This window comes from Streptomyces sp. NPDC001890, from assembly GCF_042891445.1.
Classification (GTDB): domain Bacteria; phylum Actinomycetota; class Actinomycetes; order Streptomycetales; family Streptomycetaceae; genus Streptomyces.
The window spans coordinates 83,817-99,281 of the sequence record NZ_JBIATE010000017.1 but is presented as its reverse complement, the minus strand read 5'-3'; the positions used below and the strand labels follow the sequence as shown (position 1 = coordinate 99,281).

The window sequence follows — 15,465 nt, the reverse complement described above, 5'->3', positions numbered from 1 at the left end:
TGGTGAGGTGATCGCGAGCCGGAAGCGTGGGAACCGACCCTAGCGGCGCGGCGACCATTCCGACCAGGGGATTCCCGGGTTCCGGGTGGTGCCCGCCGGACATCTGTCAGTGATGTGGTGTGCAATGGATCGCGTGTCTGCGTTCGATGAACCCCTCAAGAAGCTGCTCGGCGGAGCCACCGCGAAGGTGATGGCCGAACACCTCGACCTGCACACGGTCGGTGATCTGCTCCACCACTACCCGCGGCGGTACGAGGAGCGCGGCCGGCTCACGGCGCTGGCCGACCTTCCGCTGGACGAGCACGTGACGGTGGTCGCCCAGGTCGCCGACGCCCGCGTCCTGATGTTCAACAACGGCCGCGGCAAGCGCCTGGAAGTGACCCTCACCGACGGCCACGGCCGCCTCCAGCTGGTCTTCTTCGGCCACGGCGTCCACAAGCCGCACAAGGAGCTGCTGCCCGGCCGCCGGGCGATGTTCGCGGGCAAGGTCTCCGTCTTCAACCGCAAGATGCAGCTGGCCCACCCCACGTACCAGCTGCTGGACGCCGAGTCCATCGATGGGGCCGAGGCCACCGAGGCGGTGGACGCCTTCGCCGGGCGGCTGCTGCCGATCTACCCGGCCTGCAAGCAGCTGGACTCGTGGCGGATCGCCAAGGCCGTCGACACGGTGCTGCCCAGCGCGCGGGAGGCCGTGGACCCGCTGCCGCCGGGCCTGCGCGAGGGCCGCGGCCTCACCGCGCTCCCCGAGGCGCTGCTCAAGGTCCACCGCCCGCAGACCAAGGCGGACATCGCCGAGGCCAGGGACCGGCTGAAGTGGGACGAGGCCTTCGTCCTCCAGGTCGCGCTGGCCCGCCGCAGGTATGCCGACACCCAGCTCCCGGCCGTGGCCCGCAGATCCGTGCCCGGCGCTCTGCTCGACGCCTTCGACGCCAAGCTGCCCTTCACCCTCACCGACGGGCAGCAGAAGGTCTCCAAGGAGATCTTCGACGACCTCGCGACCGAGCACCCGATGCACCGGCTCCTCCAGGGCGAGGTCGGATCGGGCAAGACCATGGTCGCGCTGCGGGCCATGCTCGGGGTCGTCGACGCGGGCGGGCAGGCCGCCCTGCTCGCGCCCACCGAGGTGCTCGCCCAGCAGCACCACCGCTCGATCACGGAAATGATGGGGGAGCTGGCCGAGGGCGGAATGTTGGGCGGCTTTGAACAGGGGACGAAGGTGGTGCTGCTCACCGGTTCGATGGGCGTCGCCGCCCGCCGGCAGGCGCTCCTGGACCTCGTCACCGGCGAGGCCGGGATCGTGATCGGCACCCATGCCCTGATCGAGGACAAGGTCCAGTTCCACGACTTGGGCCTGGTCGTCGTCGACGAACAGCACCGCTTCGGGGTGGAGCAGCGCGACGCCCTGCGCTCCAAGGGCAAGCAACCGCCGCACCTGCTGGTCATGACGGCCACCCCCATTCCCCGTACGGTCGCCATGACCGTCTTCGGCGACCTGGAGACCTCCGTACTGGACCAGCTCCCGGCCGGCCGCTCGCCCATCGCCAGCCATGTGGTGCCCGCCAAGGACAAGCCGCACTTCCTCAGCCGCGCCTGGGAGAGGGTGCGGGAAGAAGTGGAGAACGGACACCAGGCGTACGTGGTCTGCCCCCGCATCGGCGACGACGCCGACGACGAGGCGGCGGGGAAGAAGCCGAAGAAGAAGGCCCCCGAGGACGAGGGCGACAAGCGCCCGCCGCTCGCCGTGCTGGAGATCGCCGAGCAGCTCACCAAGGGCCCCCTGGCCGGCCTGCGCATCGAGGTGCTGCACGGCAGGATGAACCCCGACGACAAGGACGACGTGATGCGCCGCTTCGCCGCGGGCGAGGTCGACGTCCTGGTCGCCACCACCGTCATCGAGGTCGGCGTCAACGTCCCCAACGCCACCGCCATGGTGATCATGGACGCCGACCGCTTCGGTGTCTCCCAGCTGCACCAGCTGCGCGGCCGGGTCGGCCGGGGCTCCGCCCCCGGGCTCTGCCTGCTGGTCAGCGAGGCCCACGAGGCCAGTCCCGCCCGCGCCCGCCTCTCCGCCGTCGCCGCCACCCTGGACGGCTTCGAGCTCTCCCGGATCGACCTGGAACAGCGCCGCGAGGGCGATGTCCTCGGCCAGGCCCAGTCCGGGGTCCGCTCCTCGCTGCGGATGCTCACCGTCATCGACGACGAGGAGGTCATCGCCGCCGCGCGCGAGGAGGCCGTCGCGATCGTCGCCGCCGACCCGGAGCTCGCGCACCTGCCGGAGCTGCGGACCGCGCTGGACGCGCTGCTCGACAAGGAGCGCGAGCAGTACCTCGACAAGGGCTGACCAAGGCCGGCGGGGGACGAAGGGTGCGCGGGCCCGATCGGCGACGACGCCATATCGTGGGTGGCACGTCGCCGCGGCACCCCGCGGGCCGCCCACGAACCGAGGACCAGACACCCATGACCCGCGTGATCGCCGGCTCGGCCGGCGGACGCCGCCTGGCCGTTCCGCCCGGCACCGGCACCCGCCCCACCTCCGACCGGGCGCGCGAGGGCCTCTTCTCCACCTGGGAGGCGCTCCTCGGCAGCCTGGAGGGCATCCGCATCGCCGATCTGTACGCGGGGTCCGGGGCCGTCGGCCTGGAGGCGCTCTCCCGGGGCGCGGTGCACGCCCTGCTCGTCGAGGCCGACCCCAAGGCCGTCCGCACCGTCCGGGACAACGTCCGCACCCTCGGCCTGCCCGGCGCCGAGGTCCGCACCGGCAGAGCCGAACAGATCGTGACGGGACCGGCCCCGGGCGACCCCTACGACGTGGTGTTCCTGGACCCGCCGTACGCCGTCACCGACGACGATCTTGGCGAGATACTGCTCACACTCCGTGCTCAGGGCTGGCTCACGGCCGATGCCCTCGTCACCGTGGAACGCAGCACCAGAGGCGGAGAATTCGGCTGGCCGGAGGGATTCGAACCGTTGCGGGCCCGTCGCTACGGCGAAGGAACGCTTTGGTACGGTCGCGCCGCCTCTACGTGCGAAGACGCACGATGACCGGGCCGGAGAGGGAGGGAACCAAGTTGCGCCGCGCCGTCTGTCCGGGGTCGTTCGACCCCATCACCAATGGACACCTCGACATCATTGGCCGCGCCTCGAAGCTGTACGACGTCGTACACGTCGCGGTGATGATCAACCAGTCCAAGAAGGGCCTCTTCACGGTCGACGAGCGGATCGACCTGATCCGCCAGGTCACCGCGGAATTCGGCAACGTCCAGGTCGAGTCCTTCCACGGCCTCCTGGTCGACTTCTGCAAGCAGCGCGACATCCCGGCGATCGTGAAGGGCCTGCGGGCCGTCAGCGACTTCGACTACGAGCTCCAGATGGCCCAGATGAACAACGGCCTCTCCGGTGTCGAGACGCTCTTCGTGCCGACCAATCCCACCTACAGCTTCCTGTCGTCCTCCCTGGTCAAGGAGGTCGCGACCTGGGGTGGGGACGTCTCCCACCTGCTTCCCCCGGTGGTCCACGAGGCCCTCACCGAGCGTCTCGCTCAGCAGTGAACCGCTGACGGTCCGTCACCAGGTGTCGGACGGGCGCCGACTGGCCTTACAGTCGTCCCGTCCGTCTCCAATCGGCTGTAGAGAGTGGCGAGCACACGGTGGACGTGCAGAAGAAGCTCGACGAGATCGTCGAAGCGGTCGGGAACGCCCGGTCGATGCCCATGTCGGCTTCGTGCGTGGTCAACCGCGCCGAACTGCTCGCGATGCTCGAAGAGGTGCGCGAGGCCCTGCCCGGTTCGCTCGCCCACGCCCAGGAGCTCATCGGCGGCCAGGAGCAGCTGGCCGAGCAGGCCCGCCAGGAGGCCGAGCGGATCATCGGCGCCGCCCGCGCCGAACGCACCTCGCTGATCGCCGACACCGAGATCGCCAGGCAGTCCCGCAGCGAGGCCGACCGCATCCTCGACGAGGCCCGGCGGGAGGCCACCGAGGTCCGCGCCGAGGCCGACGAGTACGTCGACAGCAAGCTCGCCAACTTCGAGGTCGTCCTCACCAAGACCATCGGCTCCGTCGACCGCGGCCGCGAGAAGCTCCTCGGCCGAGGCCAGCCCTTCGACGAGCAGGGCTACGAGGACCCGGACTTCGCCGAGGCCCCCGAGCGCAGCTCCGACCCGGCCACGCTCCAGCGCCGGGCGGACGAGTACGTGGACACCAAGCTGGGCGCCTTCGAGGCCGTGCTCGCCAAGACCCTGGACGCGGTCGGCCGCGGTCGGCAGAAGCTGCACGGCCGGGTCGCCACCGACGAGCTCGGCGCGCACGTGGCCGCCCAGGACGCGGCGGGCAACCAGACGCACATGAGCGACGAGGACCACTGGGCCGGCCTCGCCGAGCTCGTCACCCCGGAGCCGCAGCCGGTGCACCAGCCGGACCAGCCGCACTTCCCCGCCCAGGCCCAGCCGGGCTCCGGCTACGCGGAGACCTACGCGTACCAGGGGCAGCCGCAGCAGGACGTCTACGGGTACCAGCAGCAGCCGGATCCGTACGCCGCGGCCTATCAGCAGCAGGGCTACGACCAGACCCAGCAGCAGCCCCCGGCCCAGGTCCCCGTCCAGGGGTACGACGGCTGGCAGCAGCAGCCCGCGCAGGCCGGGCAGATCCAGCAGCAGGGCGAGAGCGCCCTCGACGAGACCAGCCTCTTCGACACCAGCATGATCGACCTGGACCAGCTCCGCCGGTACGAACAGGAGCGCTGACCGGACGGGACCGCCCGGCCCGGGAGCCCGTGGCCCGGGCGGTCCCGACGGCCCGGATTGGGAGCTGGGCGGCGCGTCCAGTATCCTGGCTGTTCGGTCGCGCGTATGTCCGCGATCCCGGCTGCCCGTTTCGACTCCGAATCCGGTCGGCCCTCCCCACGATGTGCGTTGCACATGATTTCGAAAGCAGGAAAAGCCCTGAACGGCCACCTCGACCACCGAAACCCCCTCGTGTTCGATACGCACGAGCTGGGTCGGCGTCCCGGTGCCCTGCAGCGGCTCTCCCGCACCGTGGACGCACCCGGTCCGCCGGCCGTCCTCGGCATCGAAGGGGTCATCGGTGTGCCGGAAGGCGCACCCGTGGAGCTGGACCTCCGTCTTGAGTCGGTCATGGAAGGGGTGCTTGTCACAGGCACCGCCCGTGCGTCGGCCGAGGGGGAGTGCGTAAGGTGTCTGGAGCCGCTGCGCCTTGAGGTCGCGGCGGACTTCCAGGAGATGTTCTCGTACCCTGACGCCGATGACCGGGGCCGCAGCAGCAAGGCGGAGCCGGCCGACGACGCCGAGGACGACGAGGACAGGCTCTTCATCGAGGACGGCCTGTTCGACCTCGAACCAGTGCTGCGCGATGCGGTGGTGCTCGCACTGCCGATGCAGCCGGTGTGCCGGGAGTCCTGTGCCGGTCTGTGTTCCGAATGCGGAATCAGGCTGGACGAGAACCCCGGCCACCACCATGATGCCGTCGACATCCGTTGGGCGGCATTGCAGGGACTCGCCGACACCGTTCAGGACGGCGAGAAGGACAACATGGGCGGCGCCGAAGCGGGCGTCGACGAGAAGCAGGAGAAGTAGCCGTGGCTGTTCCGAAGCGGAAGATGTCGCGCAGCAACACGCGCCACCGCCGGTCGCAGTGGAAGGCTGCGGTCCCCACCCTGGTTTCGTGTGAGCGTTGCCAGGAGCCGAAGCTGCAGCACATCGCGTGCCCCAGCTGCGGCACGTACAACAAGCGCCAGGTCCTCGAGGTCTGAGCGGCTGGTGAGAGGCCCGATGTCTGAGTTGTCCAACGCCAAGAAGAAGGCAGACAACGTCAACACAGCCTCGTCCCACACGCTTCTGGAAGGGCGGCTCGGGTATCAACTCGAGACCGCCCTTCTGGTGCGTGCGCTGACCCACCGTTCGTACGCGTACGAGAACGGCGGTCTGCCCACCAACGAGCGGCTCGAATTCCTCGGGGACTCGGTGCTCGGCCTGGTGGTCACGGACACGCTGTACCGAACCCACCCCGACCTGCCCGAAGGCCAGCTGGCCAAGTTGCGGGCCGCGGTGGTCAACTCGCGTGCGCTTGCGGAAGTGGGCCGCGGCCTCGAACTCGGCTCCTTCATCCGGCTCGGCCGCGGTGAAGAGGGCACGGGTGGCCGGGACAAGGCGTCCATCCTCGCCGACACCCTCGAAGCGGTGATCGGTGCGGTCTATCTCGACCAGGGCCTCGGCGCGGCCTCGGAGCTGGTCCACCGGCTCTTCGACCCGCTGATCGACAGGTCCTCGAACCTCGGTGCCGGCCTGGACTGGAAGACCAGCCTCCAGGAGCTCACCGCCGGCGAGAGCCTCGGAGTCCCCGAGTACATCGTCACGGAGACCGGCCCGGACCACGAGAAGACCTTTACTGCTGCTGCTCGCGTCGGTGGTGTCTCGTACGGCACCGGCACCGGCCGTAGCAAGAAGGAAGCGGAGCAGCAGGCGGCGGAGTCCGCCTGGCGCGAGATCAGCGCCGCCGCGGAGGAACGGGCGGCTGCGGCGAAGGCCGCTGCCGAGGGAGGGGCCACCGACGCCCCGTCCGGCCCGTCGCCGTCCACGGACGCCGCTCCGGCCTGACCCCAAGAACCCCTCGGCGCCCTGGGCACCGGGGGGTTCTTCCTGCCCGGAACCGTATTGTTCAACCAGAGCACCCTTTCAGGAGCGACACCGTGCCCGAGCTGCCCGAGGTCGAAGTCGTACGACGTGGTCTCGAACGCTGGGTCGCCGGCCGCACCGTCGGTGACGTCGAGGTGCTGCACCCGCGTGCGGTCCGCCGTCATCTCGCCGGTGGCGTGGACTTCGCGGCCCGGCTCGGCGGCGCCCGCTTCGGAACGGCGATGCGCCGCGGCAAGTACCTCTGGGTGCCGCTGGACGACGCGTCCAGCTCGCTCCTCGGCCACCTCGGGATGAGCGGCCAGCTGCTGGTGCAGCCGCAGGACGCCCCGGACGAGAAGCATCTGCGCGTCCGGATCCGCTTCGACGACTCCCTCGGCACCGAGCTCCGCTTCGTCGACCAGCGGACCTTCGGCGGGCTCTCGCTCCACGAGAACACACCCGACGGGCTGCCCGACACCATCGCGCACATCGCCCGCGACCCGCTGGACCCGGCGTTCGACGACGCCGCGTTCCACGCGGCCCTGCGCCTGCGGCGTACGACCGTCAAGCGGGCCCTGCTCGACCAGTCGCTGATCAGCGGTGTCGGCAACATCTACGCGGACGAGGCGCTCTGGCGCAGCAGACTGCACTACGACCGGCCGACCGCGAGCCTCACCCGCCCCAAGGCCGCTGAACTGCTCGGCCATGCCCGCGACGTGATGAACGCGGCGCTCGACCAGGGCGGCACCAGCTTCGACAGCCTCTACGTCAACGTGAACGGCGAGTCCGGCTACTTCGACCGTTCGCTCGACGCCTACGGACGTGAGGACGAGCCCTGCCACCGCTGCGGCACGCCGATGCGCCGCCGACCCTGGATGAACCGCTCCAGCTACTTCTGCCCGCGCTGTCAGCGGCCGCCGCGCGCCTCGTCGTAGTCGTCACGGGCCCGGAGCACCTCGGGCATCCGGCCCTCGACGAGCTCGATCAGCGCGAGCAGCCGCCCGGCGACCTGCCGGCCCAGGGGCGTCAGCTCGTAGTCGACGCGCGGGGGATTGGTCGGCTGGGCCTCGCGGTGGACCAGGCCGTCCCGCTCCAGGGCGTGGAGGGTCTGGGAGAGCATCTTCTCGCTGACCCCGTCGACCCGGCGGCGGAGTTCGTTGAAGCGGAAGCCGCCGTCGTACAGCGCTCCCAGCGTCAGACTGCCCCAGCGCCCGGTGACATGCTCCAGCGTGGAGCGTGAGGGGCACTGCCGGGAGAACACGTCGAAGGCGAGCGTGTCCAGCCGGGCTTTCTCATCCGTGCTCTCGTCCATGCCGAGCAGCGTACGCCCGCACAGCGCTGACCACCGGAGTGCGCTTTCCGCGAGTGAGTGGCCGGTGGGCCGCCGGTCAGAAGCCGAAGTCCTGCGTCCACCAGGGGCCACCGGAGCCGTAGTGCACACCGACGCCGAGCGTCCTGCAGTCGCAGTTGAGAATGTTCGCCCGGTGGCCGGGGCTGTCCATCCAGGAGTCCATCACGGCCTGCGCGGTCGCCTGGCCGCGGGCTATGTTCTCGGCCGCGAGACCCTGCACTCCGGCCTTCGAGGCGCGGTCCCACGGGGTCCGGCCGTCCGGGTCGGTGTGGTCGAAGAAGCCGCGGGCGGCCATGTCCTCGCTGAAGTCCTGGGCGAGCGAGGCGAGCGAGGAGCTGGCGGTCAGCGGGCTGCAGCCGACCTTCGCGCGCTCCTGGTTGACCAGGGCGAGCACCGCGGACCGGACCGGGGAGTCGGCCGGGGCCGGGGCCGAGGCGCTGCGGGTCGCCGGGGCGGAGGTCTTCGGCGCGGCCGACGACTTCTCGGCGGCGGGAGCGGTGCTTCTCCCGGTCCCGGCCGAAGAGGGCTTCGACGAGGCGGACCGGGAGGGCTTCGCCCGCTCGGCCGACCCGGAGGTCTTCGGGGCGGACGAGGGGGTTCCGGTGGGGGACTGGGCCTTGGTCGGGCCGTCGGCCCGACCGGTGCCGCGGCTGGCCGACTCGGACGCGCCGACCCGGTCGGCCGGTGCGGTGGAGGAGCCGCCCTGGGTCAGCAGGTCCGGGGAGCCCTCGGTGCGCACCCGGTCGGAGCCGCCGCCCAGCGAGTAGGTGTCGCCGCCGGGCACCAGGCCGGAGGCCACCGCCACGGCTCCCACGGCGAGGGCCGCGGAGACGCCGACCAGTCCGGTCCGGACCGGAGCCGCGGACCGCTTCCTGCGATGCCCGCCCCGGCTTCGTCCCGCGCCCTGCGCCGCGTGGTCCTCGGCGGTGGCGGCTGTCGCGGAGCGTCGGTGGCGTCCCATCTGCTGAGCCCTTCGTCCATACGACTCACCCGTTCGAGTGAGGTCATTGCGTCGGGACTGTACGCCATGGCCCAAAGGCAGGAAGTGCTCCGCGAGCAATCGGCCGGTTAGCGTTCGGGCATGAACGAAGACGTACGACTCACCGCATGGGTACGCGGCCGGGTGCAGCAGGTCGGATTCCGCTGGTTCACCAGGGCGAACGCCCTTGAGATCGGTGGTCTCACCGGCTTCGCCCTCAATCTCGACGACGGCAGGGTGCAGGTCGTCGCCGAGGGGCGACGTGAGAATTGCCACCGTCTGCTGGAGTGGCTGCGCTCGGACGACACACCCGGACGCGTGGACGGAGTCACTGAGATATGGGACACCCCGCGCGGCGGTTACGAGGGCTTCGCGATCCGCTGAACCGGGTCCGTTCCGGGGGTGCGGAACAGGCCATGTTCGGACCGTGTTCGAAACGCGGCGAGGGGTTACCGGGCGGGGCGCTCATCTGCGTACACATGAAATGACCTGCGGAATGTCCGGGTGGTTGCCAAGATTCGGTTGGCGTGCCAGGCTGCGGCAGTAAGGATGATCTCCACGCCCCGCAGGGCCCCGCAGGAGAGTCGCGCCGCATGATCGCCCAGCCGCGCGCCCCCGGGCCGCCCGCCTCTACAGGGTGTGATCGTGTTGACCGTCAAACTTTTTGGTGAGACGCTGAAATCCCCGCGCACCTTAGCTGTTTGGCAGAGCTGTTTGGCAGCAGAACAGCAGTGAATACAGAGCACTGCCGAGCACCGCGGGTGCGATTCCCTCACGACCCACACCGCATCGGTCGGTCACTCAGTGTGGAGGACCATCCATCATGGCAAAGGCGCTTCTCGGTTACGTCGGCGGTTCCGACCCGCGACTCCTCGCCGAGATGCGACGGCTCCAGCAGCGCGTCCAGGACCTCGAATCCGAGCTCGTACGGATTCAGGACGAGAACGACGCGCTGAACGCCGCCGCCCAGCACCAAGAGTCGCTGCTCGACAGCATCGACATCGACGTACCTCAGGCGGAGCCGGCGCTGACCTGACCGATGGCCCCCAGGGGCCGGTCGGGCCGCGCACGCGTCAGCCGTCCGAGATCATCGCCCGGATCGCCGCCGGATCATTGAAGATCACTGCTCTTGATCTGTCACCGCCGTGACATGTCCTTGATCCGTCATGCGCAGCTGTACCAGCAACACCGCACGTAACAACGCACACGCTTTACAAGGGACGCTCAGGCGTCCCTTCTTTCTTTTTCCGTCCGGATCCCTTTCCGCTCGGAAACTGCGCGGGACCCGCCCCCGGCGTACACCCCTTCCCTTACCGTCTGATGTGCCCTGCACCTTCATCAGCGAAACCGAGAGCGAAAGGTAGAGTCCGGCGGCGTGCACCTCAAGGCCCTGACCCTGCGTGGTTTCAAATCGTTCGCCTCCGCCACGACGCTGCGGTTCGAACCCGGCATCACCTGCGTCGTCGGCCCCAATGGGTCCGGCAAGTCCAATGTGGTGGACGCGCTCTCCTGGGTCATGGGTGAGCAGGGTGCCAAATCCCTGCGCGGCGGCAAGATGGAAGACGTGATCTTCGCCGGTACCACCGGGCGGCCGCCGCTCGGCAGGGCCGAAGTATCGCTGACGATCGACAATTCCGACGGCGCTCTGCCCATCGAGTACGCCGAAGTGACGATCACTCGGATCATGTTCCGCAATGGCGGCAGCGAGTACCAGATCAATGGCGACACCTGCCGGCTGCTGGACATCCAGGAACTCCTCTCGGACTCCGGCATCGGCCGCGAGATGCATGTCATCGTCGGTCAGGGCCAGCTGGACTCCGTGCTCCACGCCGATCCGATGGGCCGTCGCGCGTTCATCGAGGAAGCCGCCGGCGTGCTCAAGCACCGCAAGCGGAAAGAGAAGGCGCTGCGGAAACTGGACGCGATGGGGGCCAATCTCGCCCGCGTCCAGGACCTCACCGACGAACTGCGGCGGCAGCTGAAACCGCTCGGCCGGCAGGCCGCCGTGGCGCGCCGGGCCGCCGTCATCCAGGCCGACCTGCGCGACGCCAGGCTGCGGCTGCTCGCCGACGACCTGGTGCGGCTGCGCACGGCGCTGAGCAGCGAGATCGCCGACGAGGCGGCTCTCAAGCAGCGCCGGGAGGCCGCGGAGACGGAACTCAAGGCGGCCCTGGCCCGCGAGGCGGAGCTGGAGGACGAGGTGCGGCGGCTGGCGCCGCGGCTCCAGCGCGCCCAGCAGACCTGGTACGAGCTGTCCCAGCTGGCCGAGCGGGTGCGCGGGACGATCTCGCTGGCCGATGCCCGGGTGAAGAGCGCCTCGGCCGCTCCGGAGGAGGAGCGGCGTGGTCGCGACCCCGAGGAGATGGAGCGGGAGGCGGCCCGGATCCGTGAGCAGGAGGCGGAGCTGACGGCCGCGCTGGAGGCCGCAGAACACGCGCTGGAGGACACCTCGGCCCACCGCGCCGAGCTGGAACGGGAGTTGGCGGCCGAGGAGCGCAGGCTCAAGGACGCCGCCCGCGCCATCGCGGACCGCCGCGAGGGACTCGCCCGGCTGAACGGGCAGGTCAACGCCGCCCGCAGCCGTGCCGGTTCGGCCCAGGCCGAGATCGACCGGCTGGCCGCCTCCCGGGACGAGGCGCAGGAGCGCGCGGTCGCCGCCCAGGAGGAGTACGAACAGCTCAAGGCCGAGGTCGAGGGTCTGGACGCCGGTGATCAGGAGCTCGGTGAGCGGCACGAGGCCGCCAAGCGGGAGCTCGCCGGGGCGCAGGCGGCGCACTCCGCGGCCCGGGAGGCGGCCACCGCCGCGGAACGGAAGCGGGCGGCGGTCGCGGCCCGCCACGAGGCGCTGGCCCTCGGTCTGCGCCGCAAGGACGGCACGGGCGCGCTGCTGGGCGCCCGGGACCGGCTGTCGGGTCTGGTCGGTCCGGCCGCGGAACTGCTGACGGTGGCGCCGGGACACGAGGTGGCGGTGGCGGCGGCACTGGGCGCGGCGGCGGACGCGGTCGCGGTGACGGACCCGGCCACGGCGGCGGAGGCGATCCGGCTGCTGCGCAAGCAGGACGCGGGGCGGGCCGCGCTGCTGCTGGGCGCGGTGCGGCGCGCCGAGGCCCCTGGTCAGGCGGGTGCCGATGAGGCCGGTGGTGGCGATGCCGACGGCGCAGGGCCGCGTGCCGTGGCCGATCTCGTCCGCGGGCCCGTCGAACTGATGGACGCCGTACGCAGGCTGGTGCGGGACATGGTGGTGGTCGGCACCCTGGAGGACGCCGAGGACCTCGTCGCCGTACATCCGGAGCTCATGGCCGTGACGGCCGAGGGGGACATCCTCTCGGCGCATTTCGCGCACGGCGGTTCCGCCGGGGCGCCGAGCCTCCTCGAAGTGCAGGCCTCGGTCGACGAGGCCGCGGCCCAGCTGGAGGAACTGGCCGTGGAGTGCGCCCGGTTGACCGAGGAGCAGCGGGGCGCGGGGGAGCGCCGCCGGGCCGGTGCCGCGCTGGTCGAAGAGCTCGGGGAGCGGCGCCGGGCCGCCGAGCGGGAGAAGTCCGGGGTGTCCCAGCAGCTGGGGCGGCTGGCCGGGCAGGCCCGTGGCGCGGCGGGCGAGGCCGAGCGGATGACCGCGGCGGCGGCCCGTGCCCAGGAGGCCCTGGAGCGAGCGACCGAGGAGGCCGAGGAGCTGGCCGAGCGGCTGCTCGTCGCCGAGGAGACGCCGGTCGAGGACGAGCCGGACACCTCCGTACGGGACCGGCTCGCCGCCGACGGTGCCAACGCCCGCCAGACCGAGATGGAGGCCCGGCTCCAGGCGCGTACCCATGAGGAGCGGGTCAAGGCGCTGGCGGGCCGGGCCGACTCCCTCGACCGGGGCGCCCGCGCCGAACGGGAGGCCCGCGCCCGCGCCGAGCGGCGCCGGGCGCGGATGCGGCACGAGGCGGCGGTGGCCTCAGCCGTCGCGTCCGGTGCCCGTCAGCTCCTCGCGCACGTCGAGGTGTCCGTCGTACGGGCCGAGCGGGAGCGGGCGGTGGCCGAGGCCGCCAAGGCGGAGCGGGAGCGGGAGCTGGCGGCCGAGCGCGGCCGGGGCCGCGAGCTCAAGGGCGAGCTGGACAAGCTCACCGACTCCGTCCACCGCGGCGAGGTGATCGGCGCCGAGAAGCGGCTGCGGATCGAGCAGCTGGAGGCGAAGGCGCTGGAGGAGCTGGGCGTGGAGCCCGCCGGGCTGGCCGCGGAGTACGGCCCCGACCAGCTCGTACCGCCGTCACCGGCCGCGGAGGGCGAGGAGCTGCCGCAGGACCCGGACCATCCGCGCAACCGGCCGAAGCCGTTCGTCAGGGCCGAGCAGGAGAAGCGGCTGAAGTCGGCCGAACGGGCGTACCAGCAACTCGGGAAGGTGAATCCGCTCGCCCTGGAGGAGTTCTCGGCGCTGGAGGACCGGCACAAGTTCCTCTCCGAGCAGCTGGAGGACCTGAAGAAGACCCGGGCCGATCTGATACAGGTCATCAAGGAGGTCGACGAGCGGGTCGAGCAGGTGTTCACGGAGGCGTACCGGGACACGGCCCGCCAGTTCGAGGGCGTCTTCTCGCGGCTCTTCCCGGGCGGCGAGGGCCGGCTGATCCTGACCGACCCGGACAACATGCTCGCGACCGGTGTGGACGTCGAGGCGCGGCCGCCCGGCAAGAAGGTCAAGCGGCTCTCGCTGCTGTCCGGCGGCGAACGCTCGCTCACGGCGGTGGCGTTGCTGGTCTCCATCTTCAAGGCACGGCCGAGCCCGTTCTATGTGATGGACGAGGTGGAGGCGGCGCTCGACGACACCAATCTCCAGCGGCTGATCCGGATCATGGAGGAGCTCCAGGAGAGCTCGCAGCTCATCGTGATCACGCACCAGAAGCGGACGATGGAGGTCGCCGACGCGCTGTACGGCGTCTCGATGCAGGGCGACGGGGTCTCGAAGGTCATCAGCCAGCGGCTGCGCTGATCCCTGCTCGCGGGGCGCTCCCGGGGCCGGATCCACTCAAGTGGTGGCGGCCGGGAAGTTGTGTGCCACTTGGAAGGGCTCACCCCCCTACCTGACGGCGCGGCCAGGCATCAGGAGCTCATGTGACCAGTACTTCGCAGGGACCGGCGTCCGGCGCCCGAGCGGCCCACCCGGACCACCTCGGCCATGTCGTCTTCATCACCGCGGCCGCCGCGATGGGCGGATTCCTGTTCGGTTACGACAGCTCCGTCATCAACGGCGCCGTCGAGGCGATCCGCAGCCGCTACGACATCGGCTCGGGAACCCTCGCCCAGGTCATCGCCATCGCCCTGATCGGCTGCGCGATCGGCGCGGCCACCGCGGGGCGCATCGCCGACCGCATCGGCCGCATCCGCTGCATGCAGATCGCCTCCGTGCTCTTCACCATCAGCGCCGTCGGCTCCGCACTCCCGTTCGCCCTCTGGGACCTGGCGATGTGGCGCATCATCGGCGGCTTCGCCATCGGTATGGCCTCGGTGATCGGCCCGGCGTACATCGCGGAGGTCTCGCCGCCCGCCTACCGGGGCCGGCTCGGCTCCTTCCAGCAGGCGGCGATCGTCGTCGGCATCGCCATCTCCCAGCTGGTCAACTACGGCATCCTGCAGGTGGCCGACGGTGACCAGCGCGGAAAGATCGGCGGCCTCGAAGCCTGGCAGTGGATGCTCGGCGTGATGGTCGTCCCGGCGCTCCTGTACGGGCTGCTGTCCTTCGCGATCCCCGAGTCGCCGCGGTTCCTGATCTCGGTCGGCAAGAAGGACCGGGCCCGGAAGATCCTGGAGGAGGTCGAGGGGAAGAACGTCGACCTGGACGCCCGGGTCATCGAGATCGAGACCGCGATGCACCGCGAGCACAAGTCCAGGTTCACGGACCTGCTCGGCGGCCGCTTCGGCTTCCTGCCGATCGTCTGGGTCGGCATCGGACTGTCGGTCTTCCAGCAACTCGTCGGCATCAACGTGGCGTTCTACTACTCGGCGACGCTCTGGCAGTCCGTCGGCATCGACCCGACCGCCTCGTTCTTCTGGTCGTTCACCACCTCCATCATCAACATCATCGGTACCGTCATCGCGATGGTCCTGGTGGACCGGGTGGGCCGCAAACCGCTCGCGCTGGCGGGCTCCACCGGCATGGCCATTGCGCTCGCCTTCGAGGCCTGGGCCTTCTCCGCCGACCTGGTCGACGGCAAACTGCCCACCACCCAGGGCGTCGTGGCGCTCGTCGCGGCCCATGTGTTCGTGCTCTTCTTCGCCCTGTCGTGGGGTGTCGTCGTCTGGGTCTTCCTCGGCGAGATGTTCCCCAACAGGATCCGCGCCGCCGCGCTCGGCGTCGCGGCGTCCGCGCAGTGGATCGCCAACTGGGCGATCACCGCGAGCTTCCCGAGCCTGTCCGACTGGAACCTGTCGGGCACGTACATCATCTACGCCTGCTTCGCCACGCTCTCGATCCCCTTCGTGCTCAAGTTCGTGAAGGAGACCAAGGGCAAGGCGCTGGAGGAGATGGGCTGATCCCCG

At 70.6% G+C, this 15,465-nt stretch carries 14 protein-coding genes; 12 read left to right on the top strand and 2 right to left on the bottom strand.

What is annotated here, in order from left to right:
- Nucleotides 1-124: 124 nt before the first annotated feature.
- The 8 genes from recG to mutM all read left to right on the top strand — a co-directional run bounded on the left by recG (nt 125) and on the right by mutM (nt 7,560).
- Complete coding sequence (recG, locus tag ACFYY1_RS30920; protein ID WP_388591419.1) at nt 125-2,341, top strand: ATP-dependent DNA helicase RecG; 2,217 nt, start codon at nt 125-127, stop codon at nt 2,339-2,341.
- A gap of 116 nt (nt 2,342-2,457) precedes the next feature.
- Complete coding sequence (gene rsmD, locus ACFYY1_RS30915) at nt 2,458-3,042, top strand: 16S rRNA (guanine(966)-N(2))-methyltransferase RsmD (protein WP_388591417.1); 585 nt, start codon at nt 2,458-2,460, stop codon at nt 3,040-3,042.
- Between the two features lie 26 nt (nt 3,043-3,068).
- Complete coding sequence (coaD, locus tag ACFYY1_RS30910; protein ID WP_388591513.1) at nt 3,069-3,548, top strand: pantetheine-phosphate adenylyltransferase; 480 nt, start codon at nt 3,069-3,071, stop codon at nt 3,546-3,548.
- Between the two features lie 98 nt (nt 3,549-3,646).
- Nucleotides 3,647-4,738, top strand: a complete 1,092-nt coding sequence (locus tag ACFYY1_RS30905; protein WP_388591415.1) for a cell division initiation protein — start codon at nt 3,647-3,649, stop codon at nt 4,736-4,738.
- Nucleotides 4,739-4,912: 174 nt separating this feature from the next.
- Complete coding sequence (locus ACFYY1_RS30900; RefSeq protein WP_388591413.1) at nt 4,913-5,587, top strand: YceD family protein; 675 nt, start codon at nt 4,913-4,915, stop codon at nt 5,585-5,587.
- Between the two features lie 2 nt (nt 5,588-5,589).
- Nucleotides 5,590-5,763 carry a 50S ribosomal protein L32 gene (rpmF, locus tag ACFYY1_RS30895; RefSeq protein WP_003965982.1) on the top strand — a complete coding sequence of 58 codons (174 nt, stop codon included), beginning with the start codon at nt 5,590-5,592 and terminating at the stop codon, nt 5,761-5,763.
- Nucleotides 5,764-5,782: 19 nt separating this feature from the next.
- A complete protein-coding gene (gene rnc / locus ACFYY1_RS30890; RefSeq protein ID WP_388591411.1) occupies nt 5,783-6,607 on the top strand; it encodes a ribonuclease III in 825 nt (274 codons plus the stop codon).
- Between the two features lie 92 nt (nt 6,608-6,699).
- On the top strand, nt 6,700-7,560 hold the full coding sequence (gene mutM, locus ACFYY1_RS30885) for a bifunctional DNA-formamidopyrimidine glycosylase/DNA-(apurinic or apyrimidinic site) lyase (protein WP_388591409.1): 861 nt from the start codon (nt 6,700-6,702) through the stop codon (nt 7,558-7,560).
- On the opposite strand, the gene ACFYY1_RS30880 is transcribed toward mutM, so the two are convergent.
- Nucleotides 7,533-7,937: a winged helix-turn-helix transcriptional regulator gene (locus tag ACFYY1_RS30880; RefSeq protein WP_388591408.1), complete on the bottom strand. Its 405-nt coding sequence runs from the start codon at nt 7,935-7,937 to the stop codon at nt 7,533-7,535. The genes mutM and ACFYY1_RS30880 overlap by 28 nt on opposite strands.
- Before the next feature lie 76 nt (nt 7,938-8,013).
- Entirely contained in the window at nt 8,014-8,937 is a 924-nt protein-coding gene (locus ACFYY1_RS30875; RefSeq protein ID WP_388591406.1) for a CAP domain-containing protein, read from the bottom strand.
- Nucleotides 8,938-9,057: 120 nt separating this feature from the next.
- Between ACFYY1_RS30875 and ACFYY1_RS30870 the strand changes: the two genes are divergently transcribed.
- The 4 genes from ACFYY1_RS30870 to ACFYY1_RS30855 all read left to right on the top strand — a co-directional run bounded on the left by ACFYY1_RS30870 (nt 9,058) and on the right by ACFYY1_RS30855 (nt 15,459).
- The gene (locus ACFYY1_RS30870; RefSeq protein ID WP_030928628.1) at nt 9,058-9,339 is read left to right on the top strand and encodes an acylphosphatase; all 282 of its coding nucleotides are present in this window, start codon (nt 9,058-9,060) and stop codon (nt 9,337-9,339) included.
- A 439-nt stretch (nt 9,340-9,778) separates the two neighbouring features.
- On the top strand, nt 9,779-9,991 hold the full coding sequence (locus ACFYY1_RS30865) for a hypothetical protein (protein ID WP_018551753.1): 213 nt from the start codon (nt 9,779-9,781) through the stop codon (nt 9,989-9,991).
- A gap of 339 nt (nt 9,992-10,330) precedes the next feature.
- Nucleotides 10,331-13,918 (top strand): chromosome segregation protein SMC, encoded by a 3,588-nt coding sequence (gene smc, locus ACFYY1_RS30860; protein ID WP_388591404.1) that lies wholly within the window; start codon nt 10,331-10,333, stop codon nt 13,916-13,918.
- Nucleotides 13,919-14,040: 122 nt separating this feature from the next.
- On the top strand, nt 14,041-15,459 hold the full coding sequence (locus tag ACFYY1_RS30855) for a sugar porter family MFS transporter (RefSeq protein ID WP_388591402.1): 1,419 nt from the start codon (nt 14,041-14,043) through the stop codon (nt 15,457-15,459).
- Nucleotides 15,460-15,465 lie beyond the last annotated feature (6 nt).

Coding starts and splice junctions, on each gene's coding strand:
- recG (WP_388591419.1), top strand. CDS start 125: ATGGATCGCGTGTCTGCGTTCGATGAACCCCTCAAGAAGCTGCTCGGC.
- rsmD (WP_388591417.1), top strand. CDS start 2,458: ATGACCCGCGTGATCGCCGGCTCGGCCGGCGGACGCCGCCTGGCCGTT.
- ACFYY1_RS30900 (WP_388591413.1), top strand. CDS start 4,913: ATGATTTCGAAAGCAGGAAAAGCCCTGAACGGCCACCTCGACCACCGA.
- rnc (WP_388591411.1), top strand. CDS start 5,783: ATGTCTGAGTTGTCCAACGCCAAGAAGAAGGCAGACAACGTCAACACA.
- ACFYY1_RS30880 (WP_388591408.1), bottom strand. CDS start 7,937: ATGGACGAGAGCACGGATGAGAAAGCCCGGCTGGACACGCTCGCCTTC.
- ACFYY1_RS30875 (WP_388591406.1), bottom strand. CDS start 8,937: ATGGGACGCCACCGACGCTCCGCGACAGCCGCCACCGCCGAGGACCAC.
- ACFYY1_RS30870 (WP_030928628.1), top strand. CDS start 9,058: ATGAACGAAGACGTACGACTCACCGCATGGGTACGCGGCCGGGTGCAG.
- ACFYY1_RS30865 (WP_018551753.1), top strand. CDS start 9,779: ATGGCAAAGGCGCTTCTCGGTTACGTCGGCGGTTCCGACCCGCGACTC.